This is a genomic window from Dyadobacter sp. AC419 (genome assembly GCF_979253085.1).
Map to the genome: position 1 here is coordinate 1 of NZ_CEEDCD010000032.1, position 20,836 is coordinate 20,836.

The 20,836-nt window shown below is 46.4% G+C and carries 9 protein-coding genes and 4 pseudogenes; 1 reads left to right on the forward strand and 12 read right to left on the reverse strand.

Annotated features, from left to right (window positions below; genetic code table 11):
* The 11 genes and pseudogenes from AC0IYG_RS30680 to AC0IYG_RS30730 form a co-directional block, all read right to left on the reverse strand.
* A partial coding sequence (locus AC0IYG_RS30680; protein ID WP_471714819.1) for a TIM barrel protein occupies positions 1-281 on the reverse strand: 281 nt, incomplete at its 3' end.
* Complete coding sequence (locus tag AC0IYG_RS30685; RefSeq protein WP_471714820.1) at positions 259-651, reverse strand: hypothetical protein; 393 nt, start codon at positions 649-651, stop codon at positions 259-261. The genes AC0IYG_RS30685 and AC0IYG_RS30680, both read right to left, overlap by 23 nt.
* A 175-nt stretch (positions 652-826) precedes the next feature.
* A pseudogene (locus tag AC0IYG_RS30690) lies at positions 827-3,536 on the reverse strand (c-type cytochrome).
* A gap of 338 nt (positions 3,537-3,874) precedes the next feature.
* Positions 3,875-5,386 (reverse strand): annotated as a pseudogene (locus tag AC0IYG_RS30695) (RagB/SusD family nutrient uptake outer membrane protein).
* Between the two features lie 171 nt (positions 5,387-5,557).
* Positions 5,558-8,653: pseudogene (locus tag AC0IYG_RS30700) on the reverse strand (SusC/RagA family TonB-linked outer membrane protein); the annotation flags it as partial.
* 347 nt (positions 8,654-9,000) lie between these two features.
* Positions 9,001-10,430: pseudogene (locus AC0IYG_RS30705) on the reverse strand (DUF1501 domain-containing protein).
* A 185-nt stretch (positions 10,431-10,615) separates the two neighbouring features.
* Positions 10,616-12,916, reverse strand: coding sequence for a DUF1549 domain-containing protein (locus AC0IYG_RS30710; RefSeq protein WP_471714884.1), 2,301 nt, complete (start codon positions 12,914-12,916; stop codon positions 10,616-10,618).
* 225 nt (positions 12,917-13,141) lie between these two features.
* Positions 13,142-13,345, reverse strand: a complete 204-nt coding sequence (locus AC0IYG_RS30715; protein WP_471714821.1) for a RagB/SusD family nutrient uptake outer membrane protein — start codon at positions 13,343-13,345, stop codon at positions 13,142-13,144.
* A gap of 19 nt (positions 13,346-13,364) precedes the next feature.
* The gene (locus AC0IYG_RS30720; protein WP_471714822.1) at positions 13,365-14,231 is read right to left on the reverse strand and encodes a RagB/SusD family nutrient uptake outer membrane protein; all 867 of its coding nucleotides are present in this window, start codon (positions 14,229-14,231) and stop codon (positions 13,365-13,367) included.
* Positions 14,228-14,650, reverse strand: coding sequence for a RagB/SusD family nutrient uptake outer membrane protein (locus AC0IYG_RS30725; protein ID WP_471714823.1), 423 nt, complete (start codon positions 14,648-14,650; stop codon positions 14,228-14,230). The genes AC0IYG_RS30720 and AC0IYG_RS30725 overlap by 4 nt, the downstream gene beginning before the upstream one ends.
* A gap of 11 nt (positions 14,651-14,661) precedes the next feature.
* A complete protein-coding gene (locus AC0IYG_RS30730; RefSeq protein ID WP_471714824.1) occupies positions 14,662-17,922 on the reverse strand; it encodes a SusC/RagA family TonB-linked outer membrane protein in 3,261 nt (1,086 codons plus the stop codon).
* Between the two features lie 385 nt (positions 17,923-18,307).
* On the opposite strand from AC0IYG_RS30730, the gene AC0IYG_RS30735 reads away from it, so the two are divergent.
* Complete coding sequence (locus AC0IYG_RS30735; protein WP_471714825.1) at positions 18,308-20,179, forward strand: gliding motility-associated C-terminal domain-containing protein; 1,872 nt, start codon at positions 18,308-18,310, stop codon at positions 20,177-20,179.
* Between the two features lie 25 nt (positions 20,180-20,204).
* Here AC0IYG_RS30735 and AC0IYG_RS30740 read toward each other — a convergent pair whose 3' ends face one another.
* On the reverse strand, positions 20,205-20,636 hold the full coding sequence (locus tag AC0IYG_RS30740) for a helix-turn-helix transcriptional regulator (RefSeq protein ID WP_471714826.1): 432 nt from the start codon (positions 20,634-20,636) through the stop codon (positions 20,205-20,207).
* Between the last annotated feature and the right edge of the window lie 200 nt (positions 20,637-20,836).

Below are 20,836 nucleotides of genomic sequence, written 5' to 3' on the forward strand. Positions count from 1 at the left end.
GTGTGGTAATGCGCAATGTATTTATGATATTTCTTGATGGTCGCAATTACGTCGCCTTCCTGAATTTGCATGTGGTAAATGTCGTAAAGCAGCTTGAACTTTTCAGACCCAACCATATCACAAAGGGCAGCCCCCCACTCCGTCCGGTCACACATATAATCTCTGTGGTTGACCTTGCTATTAAGCAATTCCATCACGAGCGTAACATTGTGTTTCTCCGCAAGTGGCATCAATCGCTTCAATCCAACTGCACAGTTCCTAAGTCCGTCGGTGTCGGACATGCCGCTGTTCCGTGCCTCCCGAAAAACAAATGATCTTGTCATAACCAGCGGCTTGCACTTTTGGAATTACATCTTCAAAACCTTTCACCAGTTCGTCATGATTGGCAGGATCATTAAGTCCTTTTCCGATATCGCGGGTGATGCCTTCGCCCCAGGGTAATGCACAGGTAAGACCGTATTTTTTGATCACCGGCCATTCCTCCTGTCCCAGAAGTTCAATGGATGTTATGCCAATTTTTTTACAATCCTGCGCGAACGTGTCCAAAGGAATTTTTCCATAACACCATTTACAAACGGAGTGATTAATCTTGCCGTTGAGCTTTGGGCCAAGCGCATTTTCGGATGCGGCAAATGCTTCCGCCAACGACACCGGTAGTTAGTAATCCGGCGCTGGCTGCCATATTTCTCAAAGCAGAACGTCTTTGTATACGTTTCATTTTAAAGCTAAATTGATACTTTTTGTCAAAAAATGAGTGGTGCAGGTAACCAACCCACACCACTCTATTAAGCTTAATAAATAATAATCTACTCAACTAAGGAAGGATCTATTTCCCGCCTTTTGGCGTCGTGGCCTCGGTATAAATCGGGTTATTTTTGTTACCGCCAGACATTAAGTAAGCAACAAGATCTCTCAGTTCATTTGGATTTAATCCGTTGATCAGGCCTGGAAGCATGATCGATTCAGGTGAAATTTTTGTAGATGCCACCGTCTTCTTGCCAATTTTCCGGATCGTTTTAGAATCAAAAGGATTTTGAGCGATGTAGTAGAAATTAGCATCTTCGTTCATCTGACGACCCAGCACCGACTGTCCATCCTTCAATGTGTAAATTGTTGAAGCATATTGGTCTGATACTGCTTTATTGGGAACAATAATCGCTTCCAACATATCTTTCGTGCTAAAACGTGTGCCCAGTTGCGTCAATTCCGGACCAACATCCGCACCTTCGCCCTGAATTGTATGGCATTTATCACAAATAACAGCTGAGAAGATGAGCTTACCACGATCGAAGTCACGGTGTTTCAAGCTATCCTGAACCAGCGCCACCGCGTCATCAACTTTCCACTGACGTCCGGGTCCTTTCGGCGCATACACATTGGCAACGTCGTTTCCGCTAGCAGTCAATAACTTAGCGCCGGAAAGATCATTGTAATATTCAAATTTGTCTTTCGGAGCATTAGCCAATGCACGTTGACGCGCTTTATCAATAAATCCAATATAGCTTCTGCCCCCTTTGTAACTGAATGCTGTGTTGAACCATTTGAAATATTCATCACGTAATGCTGGCGTCCAGTCTGTTTTGTCTCCGCTCAATACCATTGCGTAGAATGTTTGCTGTGCCGGAGGAAGCTGGGCAAGCAAGCCGGCGATGTCCAGACCATATTGCGGATTTCTCAGGATGAGATCAGAAGAAGCAGTTGCAGGAATGTTGTCTTTATCCTCAAATTTCTCCGATTTAAGCAAAGCCAATGTTCTTTCCGCTGTCTTAGGCACTTCAAGGAACACCAATATTTTGCTGTAAAGGCGGTTAATTTCTGGTGATTTAGAAGGATAGTTGGGATTCAAATAACTCACAACCGCTGTTTTTTGTAGCGGCATCAGGCTGTCCAAACCGGAACAATGCAACTTCGAAAGTTCTCACAAGATCGGCTTTCTTAGCATCTGTCAGTCTTCGCGGGATAATCGATTTTTGTAAGCGCTTTGTACAGTTCGTCTTTTACAGAAGCATCTGCCTGACGTGCCAGTGCCAAAGGCTCCATAGATCAAAGTTTGTGGGTCTTTCTCTGCCAAAACTTTGGATTTCGATTGATCAAAAACCGGTTGACGTCGTGTCAATGGCTATGCGAGCTGCGTAGCGAACAAACCGATCCGGGCGTTTCAGGTTTGGCCCATGCGGCATCAACAGCTTTCGGATCTTTTTTCGCATGGAAAGCTTCCATTTCCGTACGCAGCTTGTGCTCCGGTGTAATCACGGGCTTCACCACATTCGAGCCAGCTGCAATGTTCTGATAATCTTTGTGATATACGCGATAAAGATCAGATTCAAGACGGCGACCACCAGTCAGAAAGTAAAGCGCACCGTCCGGGCCAATTTGTCCGTCGGTTAGCGGCAGCGGAGAACCTGAAATAAATTCCTCGTGTTCAGCCGTGTAAGTTGAGCCGCTTGGTTTCAGGTGCAACGCGTGCATAATCCCGAAATTCCAGTCAAACGCAAGCAAAGTGTTTTTATATTTCTCAGGGAAGCGCGCATCTTTCAGATAGATCAGGTTTGTAGGTGAACCCTGGCCAATGTTCTGCAATGCGGGCAAGTTGTCGGGAAATGATGGGTGCCATTTACCAGATCCCGTTCTCCAACCAAATTCACCACCGCTTGTTGCATGGCAAACTCTCGTTGGACGATACCAGGGCTGACCGAAATCCCATTCCATATCTGAATCATATGTGAAAAGATCACCTGCTTCGTTGAATGCAATGTCATACGGGTTTCTGAAACCGGCAGTTCTAAGCTCCCATTTCTTTCCTTCCGGATCTGTTTCGACAATCCATCCTCCCGGGGCCATGCGGTCATTGGCGTGACCACGCGGATCTTTGATTAATGGAAAAGGTTATCGTCTTTCCAGTTTGGAGTCAGTCTGTATGAATCCATCTGTGGAAGATCGGTGTGGTTACCTGCTACTACAAAAAGGGATTTCTTATCCGGAGACAGGATAATGCTGTGCGGTCCATGCTCGCCTTCGCCTTTTGTTGCTTTTAGCAAAGTCACCTTATCAAACTGATCATCATTGTTGGTGTCCTGCAAACGATAAACACCGCTTCCATTCGGGATTTTATCCGTCGAACGGTTATTGACCACCACATAAAGGCTGTTGAAAGCATACAGCAAGCCTTGCGCAGCGCCAAGATTTACTTTGGAAGTGTCTGCTTGATCACCTACAAGAAGTTTTTCAACTTTCGGAGCGGCTGTTGATCCAATTGGAGGCAGTTCAAGCCGGTAGAGGAATCCATACTGATCGGATGTGATCATCCGTCCTTTGTCATCAAATGCCATGGAAACCCATGAGCCATTTTTTGATTCCGAAGGACTATACAAATGTTCTGCTTTGAAGCCGTCCGGTAATTTCAATTTGTCAACCTTATTACCAGGCGGACGGTGTTTTGCAGTTCGGTTACTGAGCATAACTCCGCAGAAAACGCCTACTGCAAGCAGCACGGCGAGTGTCATGGGAAGTCTTGTCCATTGTTTTTTAGTGTACATTTTACAGCTAAGAGTTAAAGTAAATATGAAAAAAGCATTCGTTCAGGGTGAATTTGGAATGTCGCAATCTTAAATAAAGCAAACTAAAACTTCAAATAATCTGATAGATACAATATTAAGAGGAAACGCCTTTTTGACTATCCTGTTGTGTCGGGAAAGTCGGGTTTCAATGAATGAATGATTGAATGAACGGGCGCCGCTGCGCTGAATGATTGAATGGGCGCCGCTGCGCCGTCCGTTCTATTTAAAAGTAAAATGAGTGAATGATTGAATTATTGAACATTACTTCAACTTTTCATTCATTCACTCATTCGGTCATTCAATCATTCAAAATTGTCTCAAAAATGCGGCGTTAATGCTGCTTCTACGGCTGGGAGACCGTAATAGTCGTCCAGAACGGTGAATGCATTTGGTGGAGGAACCGCTCCTTTTGGAAAGTAGTAGGCTTGTGGATTCGCTTTAACTTTTGCTCCATAAGCGCCGATGATCTCCTTCACGCGGCCGGTCCTTGTCAGATCAAACCAGCGTTTGTTTTCAAATGCAAGCTCTACGTGTCTTTCTTTAAAAATCGCTTCGCGCATGGTTGCCTGTGAAGTTGCCTTTGTTGCAGCCAGTCCGGCACGGGTGCGAACCTGGTTCAGATAAGTTGCAGCTTCTCCCGTTTTTCCAAGCTCATTAAGCGTTTCTGCCATGAAAAGCAACACTTCGGCATAACGATAAACCGGCCAGTTCTGACCTGTGTTGTTGTGCAATGAATGCGTTTTTGCGTACTTTTTGATATAAGGATAAACCTTATTTTCAGCAAGACTGCCGCTCAATGTTACGTAACCAATCGAAGCATCTTTGCGCTTATCGCCTGTTTCGTAAGCAGCAATCAAATCAGGTGTTGGAATGTTGTTACTTTCCTGGAGAAGTTGCCTGTCGGGTTGGCTGGTGCCGGTAAGCGGTGCAATTTCAGCCGCGGTAATTGGAGACGGAATGAAGCGGTAAATCTGGTTACCGTTATATCCCGCGGATCCTTCCAATATACTGAATCTCAAATACAGACTCTGCATCGTTTTTGTTGGCAGACGTTGTTGAGAAAGCGTTGGCATAATCCGGCATCAATGAATAACCGTCATTGGTGATAACGTCGTTCAAAACCGGTTCTGCCAGACTCCATTTTTTCTGCGTAATGTAAAGGCTTTCGCGCAAGAACCGTTTTCGCAGCGCCCGAAGTTGCACGTCCCGCTTCTTGCTTAGCCTTATTAGGAAGCAATGCGCCCGGTCTTCTTTCGCATCTTTTTCAATCTGCGCATAAAGTTCTTCGGTGCTGGCAAGTGGCGAAAGCAGCATCTTCACGTCCCGTTACAGGAATAAGGTGAAGCGGCACTTTTCCAAACAAACGCACTAAATCGAAGTAAGCAAATGCTCTCGAGGAACAATGCTTGTCCTTTCAAATTGTTTTTAGAAGCTTCCGCGAATTCAACGCCATCGATCAGAGCTAGGATCTGGTTTGCTCTTGCAATGATTCGATAAATTAAGGCGATATTTCGAGCCAAAACGTTATCATTTGCCGTAACGCCGCCTGCGGTTGGCACTGCGAAGTCCGCAACGTTTTCAGTTGGATCCACCGCACCGTATAGGGTGTTTCTTGCATAATAAGTGTTATCCGGTATGCATCTCTTCAAGCACCCAAGCACGTTCGTTATACATTGTGGCGGAAAGGAACATAAGCCGCATTCACAGCCTGTTGAAAATCCGATTCTGTGACAAAAAACGTGGCTGAGCTCAATGCTCGTCCCCGGAACCACTGTCAGGAATTCTTCGCGGCAACCAGCCAGCGCGAATGTCAGCAGCCAGGTCGCTATATATCTTGTTTCTCATATTCTGATTATTGAAATATTGAATAAATGAAGGGCTGGCTTAGAAATTCAGGTTTACACCCAAAGTCCATGTACGTGGAACAGGATAGTTAAGAGAAATCCTCAACGCTGGTCGTCAGCAATCAACTGCCATTTGTTCCATCACCTTTGCGCGCTTTCCGCTCAATATTTGGTAAAGACATAAACCTGCTGGATTGAGCCATACACACGGGCCGACTTGAAGAATTTGTTCACTTTGCCAATGTTATAACCGATCGTAATGTTTTTGATCGTGAAATAAGATGCATCAGCTACAAAATGTGAGCTGTTCCAGTCACGCTCGATTCCTCTGTAAAGTTACCGCCATTATCTGGTCGCCGTTCCGTACATTCCGTTTCCTTCACTGATCACTGTGTTGTTGCACGCCTATTCCATTAACTGTTGTGTTTTTCAGATCGGAAACGGTCTTTTACGCCTGCAACCATGTTGAACACACCGTCGAGGTTAGCTGTGCTGTAAAGGTGACGAACCCAAAGGTCGTTGCCGAATGAGCCTGATCCAGCGATAGAGAAATCCCAGTTTCCGTATTTCAAATCATTCACGATTCCGTAAGTGAACTTAAGGGTATGGGTTACCAATGATCGTCCGGCTCATCCGCGCCACCGCCGTAAGTGATGACACCGTGACCATTCGACCTCTTCCAGCTGAATTGTTCCGATAGCAGAACGGCCCGGGATAACCGGTGAATTAGCCAAATCTTCCGCATTTCTGTAAAATCCTTCCTTCACCATGCGGAAAAAAAACAAAACTGTCCGAAAGGCTGGCCAACCTGCGTAATGTGGAAGTCTTCCGTACACACGGTCAATGCCCGGTGCAAGCCAGTTACTTTATTTCTGTTAAAAGAAATGTTTGCATTGGTTGTCCATTTTCATGTTTTCCTTCCAGGTTCCTTGTTGTCAAAGAGATTTCATGACCCCATGACTTAATTTCACCAATGTTGTCATTGTAGAATGGGAAGCCAGAGTCCTGAGGAACCTGAACTGCATAAAGCAAATTGGTTGTCCGCTTGGTGTAGTAATCATAGATAAACTGGATGCGATCGTTGAACAATCCAAGGTCTAAACCCACGTCAAATTGCTTGGTCGTTTCCCAGCCCAGATTTCTGTTTGCAAGAGACGTTACAACAGCACCCGTTGCAACAGTGCTGCCGAAAACAGCATTCGTTGTGTTGTTAACAAGCGCATATTGGGTGTAGTTACCAATGTTGTTGTTACCAATTACACCGAAACTACCACGGATTTTCGCAAAAGAAACTTGTCTTACATTTTTAAGGAATTCTTCATCCGAGACAACCCAGCCAGCAGATGCCGATGGGAATGTTCCCCAAAGATTGTCTGAACCAAAGCGGGACGAACCATCCGCACGCACAGCAGCAGTGAACAGATATTTGCCTTTGTAGTTGTAAGAAAGACGGGACAGATAAGAAGTCAATGCCCATTCGTTTGCACCAGTCTGTGTTCCGCCGCGGTTGATGTTGATCGCTCCCTGAACCGTTGGAAGTCGGTCATCTGTGTAAGTATCAGCCTGGATGCTTGTAAAATCCTGACGGAAGCGTTGTTGTGTAAAACCGGCCAGTAACTCAAAATTATGATCACCGAAGCTGCGGTTGTAAACGGCCGTATTCTCATTCAGCCAGCCCACGTTTTCAAGACTTTGACGAATAGAAACTGCTGTCGTAGGAATGGCTACGTTGATGTTGCTTGTCGCCGTTGACGGGTTGAAGAAGAAAAACTTGTTGTTTTCGTACTCAATGTTCAGCGTCGTTCTCAATTTAAGTCCTTTGATCGGGCTGAAAACGAGATAAGTGTTACCAAGCAGTTTCGTGTTCTTGTTTTCGTTAACCAGTTCGTTTGCTGCGCGCACCCAGTTTGGATATTCGAAAATGTTACCCGTGCCTTCCGGAAACTTGTTGGATTTGGTCAGCTCGCCATTGGCATCACGGATCGGCATTACCGGCCAGGTGTGCAATGCATTGAAGAGAATACCCGTTCCGCGGTCACCATCGGTTCTTGGCGTGTTGTCATAAATGTATTGCGGAGCAATGTTGAAGCCGATCTGGATCTTGTCAGACAGGTCATACTCCGAGTTCATCCGCAATGAATAACGCTTGTAGTCATTGTTGACCACAACGCCTTTTTGGTTAAAAATACCCGCAACAAGGGATGTTTTCAACTTATCTTTATTGGAAGAAATGGTCAGGTTATAGCTTTGGATCGGTGCTGAACGCAAAACGGCATCATACCAATCATTGTTCTTATCCGCATATTCGGAAGGATTTTGGAACTGGACCGGCACAGGTTTGTTCTCATCCTCATAAAGTTCTTTCTTGAATTGGGCAAATTCCTGCGCGTTCAACATTTTCACACGGCCTCTTTCCGGAACATTCTGAATCCCATAATAAGCAGTAAATCCAACATTGGTTTCACCGGGTTTGCCACGTTTTGTGGTGATAAGCACAACGCCGTTTGCTGCACGTGAACCGTAAAGGGAAGTTGAGGCAGCATCTTTCAATACAGAAATATCCTCGATTTCATCTGGGTTCAACGCAGCAATGTTACCCGTGATCGGAAAACCGTCGATTACATAAAGTGGATCGCTGCCCGCTGATACGGAAACCTGGCCACGCACACGCACGGACATTCCCTGTCCCGGCTTTCCTGTGGTTTGGTTGATCTGCACACCGGCAAGTCGTCCTTGCAATTTTTGCGTGATCTGCGAAACGGGCACATCCTTAATGTCGGCCGCGCTTACGGTTTGCACAGCACCTGTAATTTCCCTTTTCAGCTGGCTGCCATAACCTACAACCACAACTTCCGTCAGGGCTTTTGAGTCGGTTGCCAGTTTGATATCCACTGTTTCGCCGTTTCCGATCGGAACTTCCTGGGAAAGAAAACCAACGGATGAAAATATCAATGTGCCGCCTGCATCCGGGACGTTAATTGTGTATGCGCCTTCAGCGTCGGTAACGGTACCGGTCGTGGTGCCTTTTAAAACAATGCTTACACCTGGGACTTTTTCGCCGGCTTCATCAGTTACCTTTCCTTTGATGGCTCGGTCAACTGAAATCGGACTTTCGAAAGCGTAATTTGGTGTGAAATTGGGAGCCGCAACGGCAGAAATTCCGCAAGCCGATCCGATGAGCACGTGACTCAATGATAGCTTGACCATGGATCTCAGCCAGGCACAATAGGATGATTGTCGAGATTGATTCATAAGACTGGTTTTTGCGATTTAGTAATTAGCAGGGACTTGGTTTCATTTGAAAGGTTTAGCGTTGTTGTTTTCGAACTCATGTTTTCATAAGGGTTTGGATTAGGTGTCACAATTGCGAAGAGTTGTAGGAAAAGAATTGGGAATAGAAAGAATTTAAGTTCTGTATTTGTATAGGACAAAATTTAATTCTTAAAGTAATATTCTGCAATACTAGAAGGATTGTCACACCTGACTATCCTGCTCTGTCTGGTTTTAATAAATATTTAATTAGCATGACTTAATTGGATATAACCCATAAAAAAATCGCCCGGCAGATTCCACCGGGCAATTCCAATTTTGCTTAATAATTAGGTCAACAACTCCATCACTGCTTTTCCTTTGCCAATCGGGCGTCGTGTAAAACGGCCGCTTTTCTACTTCATATTGCGTGTCTTCGGGAATGCCTAAAGCGTGGTAAATGGTCTGGTGGATGCCATCGATCTTCACCGGATTCTCAATGGTTTTGCAAGGTCGCTCGTCTGCTGTTTTGCCATAAACAAATCCTTTCTTAATTCCGCCGCCGAACATCAGCATCGAGCATCCATCGGTGAAATGGCGGTGCATTCCGTAAAATTTCAAGTCAGAGAGAATGTCCGGCTGCTGCACTTGTTCGAGCACTTTCGCGTCGGGCCGTCCTTCCACCATCATATCGCGGCTGAATTCGCTCGCCAGCACAACCATTGTCCGGTCTAGCAATCCTTGCTTGTCGAGGTCTTTGATCAATTGTGCAATCGGGCCGTCGATTTGCTTTTTCATTTCTTCCAACCGCGTATGCCCGTTTTCATGCGTGTCCCAGCCCTTAAATGGCTCATATTCAGTGGTTACGCTTATGAATCTTGCTCCTTGCTCGGTCAGGCGGCGTGCGAGCAGGCAACCGAGGCCAAATTTGCCTGTGTTGTAAATGTTGTAGCTCTCCTTAGGCTCCGTGCTGAGGTCAAATGCTTTCGATTCCGGTGAATTCAGTAATGCATAAGCCTGTTCCATCGAGCGTTTCAAGGATTCGCGCTGGTAATCGCTGCCGAATTCACCAACCGGACTGTTATTGATCAGCTCATTGTAAAGCTGGTTTCTGCGTTCGAAACGTTTGGCGTCCATGCCCACGGGCGGCCGCACCACTTTCCAGTCCCTGGCTCGGGTCCGGAATGAAGAAGGGTCCGAACTCATTGCCCAGGAAACCGGCTGTATGAAATGCTTTTAATTCTTCGGCTTCACCCACTGTGAACCGCTGGCCAATGTCTACAAATGCGGGGATAACCGGGTTCTTCGGACCAAGTTCTTTGGCGATCCATGAACCCATATGCGGGGCCGCAACCGTCTGCGGCGGCTCGTAGCAAGTGTGCCAGTGATACTGATGGCGCGAATGCAAAATGTGTCCCATGTCGGCCGCCACATACGAGCGGATCAATGTGCCTTTATCCATCACTTTTCCAATAGACTGCAAGCCTTCGGAGAAATGAATTCCGTCCAAAACAGTCGGCATGGATTTGAAAGTGCTCAGCACGCGATTGCCTTCCATGTCTTTTTCGAAGGGCGTGTAAAGCTTCGGATCAAATGTTTCCGTGTGCGCCATTCCACCTGCCATCCATAATAAGATGACCGTGTCTGCCGAGGAATCCCGACCGGCGGCTCCCTTGCAGGATGACAAAATATTTGACATTGGAGCTCCCGCGGCTAATGCTGCAAGCGTTGCTGCGCTGGCCCTTTGCAAAAATTCTCTCCTATTCCATGAAGCGTTCATGTTTTCAGCTCTTTTAGTAAGTTTATTATCAGACATTTGTGATAAATTCATTTATTACATTACATACTTTTAAAAAATATTATTTGTAATAAATGTTTAGTATTAATGTAATGTCTGATATTTATCAAATGAATGTTTTGTATGCGACTTTTTATAATCTGACACTTTTGCGTCTTTTCATATTTTCAATATATCAATTGAAATTCCGGCACTAGCGAGATTGCCCAAACCAGATCCTGAATGCTCTCTTCGTTGGGAACCGGACCCAGTATGCGCTTGGCAGCAGCAACCTCTTTTGCGAGCGGCGTGCGTCCTAATGCATTCCTGTAAAGCGCAGTCACCAAAGAATCAGAAGTTGGATATTTCGATTTCCACGTCTTGGACCCTTCGATCAATGTTTGTGTGAATTTGCTTCCGTTTGTAAGCTCCAAAGCCTGCAATAAGTTGGCTTGCGAAGTCCGGCTTGTGCTGACGGTTTCTCTGTTCGGGCGACCAAGTGAAGTCTGGAAAGGATCATTTTTCACGAAGGCTGCACGTGCAAAAGGCAGACGTGTTTTAATGTCTTGCGGCAACAACTTGTAGACGATCGCAGAGTCGCCATACATGGGATTGAATGCTGTGCTGATGGCGTCAGAAAACTGCTCAGCCGTGAGCCTTCTTCTCACCATGCCGGTGAACTTGTAACTGTTCGCCATAATGTCGCTGGCTTCTTTTACGGATGAAGACGGAAGCTGATAAGTCCGGGAAGTGACAATGGTGAAGATCAGTTTTTTCATGTCATAACCGTTGGCAACAAAATCGGAAGCAAGCCAGTCGAGCAGGTCTTCGCTCCAAGGCATGTTGTCCATCATATCAACCGGCTCCACAATGCCGCGACCCATTAGCTGTGCCCAGATGCGGTTCACGGCCGTGCGGTAAAGTCGTCCGTCTTTCGGCTGAACCAAAAAGTCGGCTAGCTCACGGAGTCTTTTTTCTGTGCTTGCATTCACACTGATTTCGCCAAGCTCAGGAAACAGCATTTTTGTTCCGGCGATTTTGCCCGTTGGTTTGTCACACCGGTTAATTTCCAGAAGTGTATCAGCAAAGATGTTTGCGAATGCATAAGAGTCTGCGAGTTTCCAATCGCTGATAAAGCTGTCGTGGCAAGAAGCACATTTCAGATTAAGGCCCAGGAAAACTTGCGAGACATTCTGCGCAGCCTGCATTTCGGTCCGCTGACTCGAATTGATCGTTCCCCGCCATTTGATGCCCTTAATAAAACCTTCTGAGCCCTTTGTCGGATTGATGAGCTCTTTCACAAACCAGTTATAAGGTTTGTTCACCTCCAAAGAAGTGTAAAGCCATTTGGTTATATCAAAACGACCGCCTGTAATGTAGCCGGTGCCCGAATAGTCATTGCGCAGCGCATCATTCCAGAACGACATCCAATGCTGGGCATAATCGTCATTGCGGTTCAAAAGCTCTTTTGCCAGCAATGCACGTTTGTCGGGTCGCTCATCCGCAACAAAAGCTTCGACCTTTTCTGGTGGCGGCAATAAGCCGATAATATCAAGGTAAACCCGCCGAATGTAGATCCGATCATTCACCGCCGGTTTCCAGCTGATCTTGTTTTTTTGAAAGTAAGCATTAACCAGACGGTCGACAGGCTGCACAATGTCTCCATTGGTTGGTGGCAATGCGGGTTTCCTGGGTTCAAGCGCCGCCACGCGGTAAATGCTTTTTTGTTTACCGTCCGGCCATAGCGCACCTTTTTCAATCCAGAACTTCAAAACTTTCACTTCACGATCAGTCAAGCGCTTTCCTTTGGTTGGCATTGCTTCCTTATCGCCCTTTGGCAAGGAAATGCGCCTAATGATCTCACTTTTGTCGGGATGGTTAGGAACAACCACAACACCATTCTCGCCGCCTTTCATGATTGCCTCCTTACTATCGAGCCGCAGATCGCCTTTCATTTTGGCTTCGCCGTGACAGCTGTAACAGTTATGCGCTAGGATCGTCCGCACTTCCACATTCAGGTCCTGCACCTGTTGCGGGTTTAATGCGCCGTTATTGGTTAGTACAAAATCAGCCGGATCTTCGTTGGATTCTTCCTGCGGTTCTCCGCCGGAAGGCAGCACGCTCGTCAGGTAATCGTCGCCGTGGGTGATCATGGCGCCATAATGTCCTGCGAATGACACGCCGAAAACCGTTACAAACAACAATGCACGGTAAATGTTCCGGTTAGCATTCCGGAGCGATATCGTTGCCAGAATCGCTAATCCCAATGTTATAAAGCCCGCCCAGCGGTGAATTTCGAATGTTGTGCCGTCGGATTGCTCGGCATCGGACAGTAACAAGCCAAATGCGACGGAGCAGGCAGCACTTGCAACGCCGATCCAGGTCAGGATATTTACGGCATCGCGCAAGCCAGTTGACTTGCGCTTCCAATCGATCAGTTCAAGTAGCAGGGCGACGAGTAAGAGTCCAATGGGAAAGTGGACCATCATGGGGTGCAATCGTCCTAAAAATTGCCAAAGCCAGAAAGTTTCGGTTGCTTCAAGTAACACAATGTAACGGATTAGTGGTTCAGGAACTTACGTCAGGCGGTAAGCATACACAATACTAGAACGAATGGACGGCCCGACTATCCTGTGCTGTCTTGCTTATTTTATTTAATTACCGTGACTTTTTAGAAAATTTCCAATATTTCATGCTGGATTTTACACAATTCACTAGTAACCCGGATTCTGCGTCAGCTTATCATTGATCAAAATCTGCGGCGCGGGAATCGGCAGGAAATATTCGTTTTCTGTAAACACATAATCGGTGGAATTAAAAGGAACATTGCCCCGGTCGATCGTCGGCTTGGCTTTTTCTGCTGCACCGTGCGCATTCATGAATGCTGCCCATTGTGCCGGAGTTTGTGTTCTTTTCAAATCAAACCACCTGTGATTTTCAAAAGCGAGCTCTAATCTGCGCTCTTTCAAAAACAGCTGTCCGGAAGTCGGCTTTGCCCATTGCTTTTAAAGGCGTAAGGCCGGCACGTTTTCTTACCTGGTTGACATAATCCAATGCTTCTGCTGTCGGGCCGCTCTGCTCGTTGATCGCTTCGGCTAGCATTAACAGCACGTCTGCATAGCGGAGCACGGGCCAGTTGGTGTTCGTTCGCTGCACAATGGTGTGCGGATAATTGTATTTGGACACATATGGAATCGGATAAACGGTTTTATCCAAAGTGAAGCTTGTTTTCAGGGAAAGGTCTTTTCTGAGATCGCCTTTTTCATAAGCCGCGATAATGTCATTTGTCGGCGCATTTCTTCCTCCGTTGCCGCCTGCTTCAAAACCCGTTACGGCTCCTTTTGAAACCCTTGGTGCGAAAATATACTGGAAGCTGCTTTGCTCGCCCAAGTCATTGTCGCCTTGATATTGGATCTCAAAAATGGATTCGACACCGTTTTTCTTGGCTGGTGATGGATCGAAATTGTCTGCATAATTCGCATTCAGTGCATAACCCAGCGTCGTCACCTGTTTTAATGTGGTGATGGCTTCTGCGTATTTTTTATTGGTTAAATGTGATTTGCCCAAAAGAGACAGCGCCGCTCCTTTTGTAGCCCGGCCTTTGTCACCATTAGCCACATATTTCTCCGGCAGTAAAGCCATCGCCTCGTTCAGATCTTTTTCAATTTGCGCCCAGACTTCTGCCTGCGGTGACCTTATCAGATCAAATGCCGGCTCAGGCACGGCCAAAGTGCTCGTCACAATCACCACATCACCGAAATACTGCACCAAATTGAAATACATATACGCGCGCAGAAACTTCAATTGGCCTTCGATCTCTTTTTCGGCGTTTCCGGAATCTCAGCGACTGCAAGTCGTTCCAGCGTCAGGTTTGCATTGTATAAAGCGGCATAGTAGCCATTCCAAAGCGTGGCGATCTCACCATTTCCTGAATTGACCGTCGAAAACTCAAATGCTTCCCAGCCGCCGGCTCCACCGCGGTCAGAGGGATTCAAGTCAATGGTTGTATTATCGGTTTGAAACTCGCCGAAGAGATAGGCAGCATTGGTTAATGTTTGCAGCTGCCCGTAAACGCCGTTTAATGCTTGTTTGGCTTGGGCTTCATTTTGATAAAAAAGGTCAACATTAACCCTTGTCGGGTCGGTTTGGTTGAGGAAATCTTCGCTGCATGAGGATTGCACCAGCGCAAGAACGACTAAACCGATTGCGGTTATATTTTTCATTTTTGTCAGATTTAGAAGTTGACTTTTAGACCAGCGGAGAATGTTCTTGGAACGGGATAAGACTCGTCGTCATTATTGAGCTCGGTTCCGCTTCTTACGCCTGCATCGGGGTTGTTGCCCGGATATTTGGTAACCAGCAGCAGGTTTGCCGCATTAACGAAGATCCTTGCATCCGACAGAATCCCGCCGATTCTAGGAAGTGTGTAGCCGATCGTTACGTTTTTGATCCACATGTGCGTGCCGTCATACACGTAGCGCTCGCTGCTTTCGCGCGACCATTTGAAGAAATCAGTTCCACCCTGGGAGTTTTTTGCATTGGGATTGGAGCCTGGGTTTTCGGGTGACCGCCATCTGTCTTTTGCTTTTTCCAACACATTGAAAACGCCGTCCATGTTCATCGTTGAGGCTTCAATGTTGCGGTAAATGTCATAATCATAAGCGCCCATCAGCAATACGCTGAAATCGAACCGCTTGTAATCTGCACCCACATTCCATGCCCAGTTGAACTTCGGATTCGGATTTCCGATTTCGGTCATATCCTTTGTGTCATAGGAAACAATGCCGTCCGGTCCGCCGTCAGCTGCGCCATGCAGATCAGCAAAAATCATTGCACCGGGAACCGCTCCATCCTGCTTTGGTGCAGCGTCGATCTCGGCTTGTGTGTTGAAGATCCCGAGCTTCCGGTAACCGAATATCATCCCGATCGGGCGTCCGACTTGCTGAATGTTATAGCCGCCATATTGACTTCCCTGCAAAATGAAATCATTCTGACCGCGTATGGCAAGCACTTTATTGCGGTTAAATGTAATGTTCGCATTGGTCCTCAAATTGACCTGGCCCACTTTAATGCGGTAGTTAGCAGCGACTTCAATGCCCTGATTTTGCACCTTACCTAGGTTTTTCAAGGTTGAAGTGAACCCAGAAACGGCTGGAATGTTGTAACCGAGCAGCATATCATCGGTGATCTTCTTGTAATATTCAACCGTAAAAACCAGTCTGTTGTTGAATGTCGAAAGGTCAAAGCCAATGTCCAGCTGATTCGATTTTTCCCAGGTCAGCTCCGGGTTGGCAAAGCGGGTGACCGATTTTCCGGAAGCGAGCGTGTTGCCAAAAATGTAATTGTTGACGCCGAGGAATGATAAGCTTTCATAATTTCCGTCATCGCCTGCATTTTGCGCCACACCAAAATTGTTGTTGGCACTCACGCGATACGTGTTATTTCCCGTCATTCCCCAGCTCGCTCTGAGTTTCAGGTCGGTTAGCCAGGAGGCTTTTGGGATAAAGGATTCCTCCGAAATTCTCCATCCAACCGATGCAGCAGGGAAATTGCCGAACTGGTGGCCTTCGCTGAACCGCGAGCTTCCTTCCCGGCGCATGGTGGCAGAAAACAGATATTTGTCTTTAAATGAATAGTTTAACCTGGCAATGTAAGCAAGCATCGTCCATTTGCGCTCCATTGAATTGGAGGAACGGATCGTTGCATTGCCGAGGAATGGCGCGAGATCGTCCGGAAATGTGTTTCCTGAACCATAAAGTCCCTTAACCACTTCTTGCTGGGCCGAATAGCCAATTGTGGCCTCCAATGCGTGGTCTTGTCCAATGGAAGGCGTGTAAGTCAGAACCTGGTCAGCCGCGTAGTTTTTCAGTTCTTCTGAATCATCACGTTCTGTTGCAATGCGTGGTGGCGCGCCGTTCGTGCCGGTCTGAACGGGAAGTCCGATTGTGGATGGGACGAACTCTTTGTAAGTGTTATAATTGATCTTCGCATTGACCGATGACCGAAATTTCAAGCCTTTCGCAAGATGCAATTCAATGTATCCGCTCGCCAGCACGTCGGCAATGTTCCTGTTGCGCTTGATGTTTTTGAGCATATAAAGCGGATTGGGAAACCCGAAAATGTCGCCAACACCATTGTAATAAGGAATCAGCTCACCTTTTTCATCATAAGCCGGATAACGCGGGTCGCTGATCAGCGTCAAACCAACCTGTGCATTGCGACCATCTGTGCTGGAAAGGCTTGACCGTGAATAACTTCCGGCAATGTTCATGCCGATTGTTATGAATTTGTTCACGTCGCCCGCAAGATTTGTGCGCAGGGAAGCGCGGTCGTAACCCGTGTATTGCAAAGCGCCGTCTTCTTTATAATAACCCGCAGAAATCACGGACTTAATCGGACCTTTTCCGGAGGACAGTGTCAGGTTAATGTCTTTGTAAGGTGCATTGTTGTGTAAGATCAGGTCAAACCAGTTGGTTGAATACTTGGTGTCTGCCGGATTGCGGAAATCAATCGGAATGTCCGTTTCTTCCGGTTGCTTGCCGTTTTTCAAAACATAGCGACCGATAAAAACTTCCCTTTCGAATTGCGCAAAATCCTGTCCGTTCAGCACTTTGGTTTTCCTGCTGTCCGGCACATTTTGAATGCCATAGTCCACGGAAATGTTCAGGCTCGTTTTCCCTTCCTTAGCCGCTTTGGTTGTGATCAAAACCACGCCATTGGAACCCCTAGCACCGTAAATCGCTGTTGCAGCCGCATCTTTAAGGATGGATATGGTTTCAATGTCATTAGGATTAAGGTTTTGTCCAACAGAAATCCCAACTGGAAACCCGTCGATCACATACAGCGGATCGCTGCCTGCGCCCAATGAGCTGATCCCGCGCACTTTTACCTCAAACTGCTGGCCCGGTGTTCCGCTTTTTTGCTTGATAATCACGCCCGGCGCCTGGCCTTGCAGCATTCTGGTCACATTGGATTTCGGAACTTCCCCGATTTCTTCCATGCTGATGACCGAAACCGCGGACGTAATGTCCCGCTTGCGCTGCGTTCCATAACCCACGACCACAACTTCTTCCAATGCCTTTGTATCGACCACTAGTTCCACATCCAATGCGGACTGGTTACCAACGGCAACCTCTTTTGGCATATAGCCGACAAATGAAAATACAAGCGTGGCGTTCCCGGATTCAGGAATTTGTAATGTATAACCGCCTTCTGCATCCGTGACGGTGCCTGTACTCGAACCTTTGAGGACAACGCTGACGCCTGGCAGGCCTGCGCCTTTGTCGTCCGAAACCTTTCCTTTAATAGAGCGGTCTGCTTTTGAGGCGGTAATGTGTGTTTTGGGCACAGGAACCGCATTTTTAAGATTGTTTGATGCCTTGGCACTGGCTTGCGGAAGGCTGCTGCAAACCGCAAAGATGAGCATGTGGCTTAGGGCAATTCTGCCGAGTAACCGCATACGATTGCCGAATTCGGACTGTCGAAGTTCATTCATACGCTAAGGGGTTGAAGATTAGGTGAATGGAAATTGATTTAGGTAATGAAATTGGATGTTCTGCGCAGCGTGGTAGATTAGAACCGGTTAAGTGAGAACTTGAAGAGTCACAATTGACGGAGGAAGTGCAATTGTTTAAATGCAATTTTTGATTGGAATTGTATTATCTGTAATACTATCAGGAATTATTTTTGTTACTGTCCTGCACTGTCCGGTTGCTGTTGTAATTGTATCAAAACAGCAAGAAATTTGATTTTACCGCCATATAAATTTTTCCGTGACATGGCGGTCATTTAGGAATTCAATGATTAAATTTAGTGCGGACACTGGGCTAACAAATGTGCAGATGAAGAGAGTTTTACGATGGATTTCGATAAATCTAACATTGTTAATATTTATATCAACGAACGTAAATGCCAATCACATCGTTGGGGGCGAGCTTTTAATGCGTCCGGCCGGAAATGCAGGTTCATTTGAAATTACGTTGATTCAATACTGGGATCAGAATAATCTTGTCGTCCCGACGCCCAACACAACCGGAAATCGCGACCAGACTGCCGATTTATACATTTATCGCAAGCGGGATAACCAGCGTATTGATCGGGTTACGCTACGGTATATTTCTTCTGAGACCATTCAATATCAAAATAAAGCTTGTGCAAACATCCGGTCGCTGAACACTACAATGGGCACGTATCAGGGGAACATTACATTATCCGCGGCTGATTATAGTGATCCGGGCGGCTATTACGCCGTTTGGGAGCGTTGCTGCCGTAATGATGATATTAATAACATTACTTCACCCGGTGATGCAGGAATGGTTTTCTATCTCGAATTTCCACCGATCACTATTCCGAATGCTTCGCCGCGTTTTGCCGCGCCCAATGGTCAATATATATGCAGTAACCGCTCATTTTCGATGAATATGTCTGCAACTGATGCAGATGGGGACGAATTGCGTTATTCTCTTGTGACGCCGATTCGCGGCAACACCAATCCAAATCAACCTTATGATGATGGCTCGGTTAAATCGGGTTATCCTTTGATTTCCTGGTCAAGCGGCATTTCCCTAACTAACGTTATCCCAGGACCAAAACCCCTGGCGATTAATAACAGCGGAACACTGACGGTGACCGCCGGGAGTTTGGGTTTATATGTGTTTGCGATTCAAGTTGAAGAATACAGAAATGGGAAGAAAATCGGGGCCATCCGGAGAGACTTTCAACTTTTGGTGATCGATTGCAATGATGATCAGCCGGAGCAGCCGGTCATTATGATGAATGCTCAGCCCGTGGCGCAGGTTCTTTTCTGTCCGGATCGCACGGTGACGCTTGAAACAGAATCGTCCACTGACTGGTCATATCAATGGCAGCGCAATGGGCTCAATCTTCCGGGTGAAGTCAACGCGTCCATTACAGTTGCCGACACGGGCGTGTATTCGGTGATCAAGAGTTATACTAAGAAGTGCTCACGTGACACTTCGTCATTAATGGTTGACGTGGATTACGCCCCACCGATTGTCGCTAAAATTACGGCGAATAAAGAGATCATTTGTGATGGAGAAGTGGCAAAGCTTTTAGCAAATGACGGCAATGTTGCCAGCAATCTCGTGCTTGCGTGGAGTAAGGATAATGCGATTTTGCCAACCAAACAAACTGCCATCGATGTGCAGGACCAAGGCACCTACATGCTGCTGCTTTCGGATGAAGCCACAGGATGCTCCGGGTCGGATACTTTGCTGGTGACCAAAGAATCAATTTCTGCCTCGCTTCCTCCGAGGAAAGGTGTGCTGGAAGGTTCAAAAGTAACATTAAGCCCAACGATCACACCCGTAGAGCCGACCTACACTTATGCGTGGACGCCAACTGACGGAATCCAGTCCGTGTCAAATGAGCGGGAAGCAATTGTTGGTCCGGCCGTTGATACCAAATACACGATCACGGTTCAGTCTGTAAATGGCTGCATTGCGGAAGCAACGACGGAAGTTTTTGTGATTGATAAAATGCACATTCCGACGTCATTCACACCTAATAATGATGGTAAGAATGATCGGTTTGAAATCTTTAATGCAAAAGACCAGATCGTTGAAATGCGGATCTACAACCGCTGGGGCGAGGTGATTTACGTTTCAAATGGATATAATGAGCCTTGGAACGGGACATACAAGGATAAAACGCCGGTCCCATCGGGCAGCTATCCTTATGTGATCAAAACGAACGAGCAAACCGTGAGCGGCACTGTTCTACTGCTTAAATAGATTCGATCACTGCAATCAGTAAAATCTAGACTGGCCTTTTGAATTCCTCAAATGTGCCATCCGTATAAAATATCAGCACCTTATCAATCGCCCGTGTTGATGCAGGGGTTGCCTTATGCTCAATATCAGGCTGAACATTCGGCTCCCTGGTTTGCATAGTGACTGATTGCGCGGGGTTGTTTTTAGTGCCGCGCGCCGAAGGATATCGTATGCCTTTGTCATCATTAGTTGGGACAGCTTTCTTTGCGACAGGCACTTCTTCATCATCCAAAATCCAGCTCGTTCCTAAATCAGGGAATCGCTTTACAATCTTCTGTACGATGTCCAGGCTGGGTTTGTTTCTTCCAGCCAAAATGTGAGACATGCTCGAACGCTGTATCCCCACTTCGTCTGCGAACAGTGATGGCGAAATATTTTTGTCTGCGAGTATCTGTTTTATCTTATCGTTCAAATCCATTGTTAATAATTTACAATTCTAATACAAATATAATAGAATTGTAAATTAACAGAATGTGATTAGCTATTTAAATATGTAAAGCAAGATTTAATACATATTTGTAAATAATCTATTTACAATGTTAAATAAAGCCAAAAATATTGTGTTGCGCTACAGATTTAATCGCTAAATGCATAAAATAAGGCGCTATCCAAAGACAG

What these genes read in the sequence shown, in the direction of transcription:
- AC0IYG_RS30730 (WP_471714824.1), bottom strand. Translation starts at nt 17,922, where the DNA reads ATGAATGAACTTCGACAGTCCGAATTCGGCAATCGTATGCGGTTACTC.
- AC0IYG_RS30710 (WP_471714884.1), bottom strand. Translation starts at nt 12,916, where the DNA reads ATGATGGTCCACTTTCCCATTGGACTCTTACTCGTCGCCCTGCTACTT.
- AC0IYG_RS30725 (WP_471714823.1), bottom strand. Translation starts at nt 14,650, where the DNA reads ATGAAAAATATAACCGCAATCGGTTTAGTCGTTCTTGCGCTGGTGCAA.
- AC0IYG_RS30740 (WP_471714826.1), bottom strand. Translation starts at nt 20,636, where the DNA reads ATGGATTTGAACGATAAGATAAAACAGATACTCGCAGACAAAAATATT.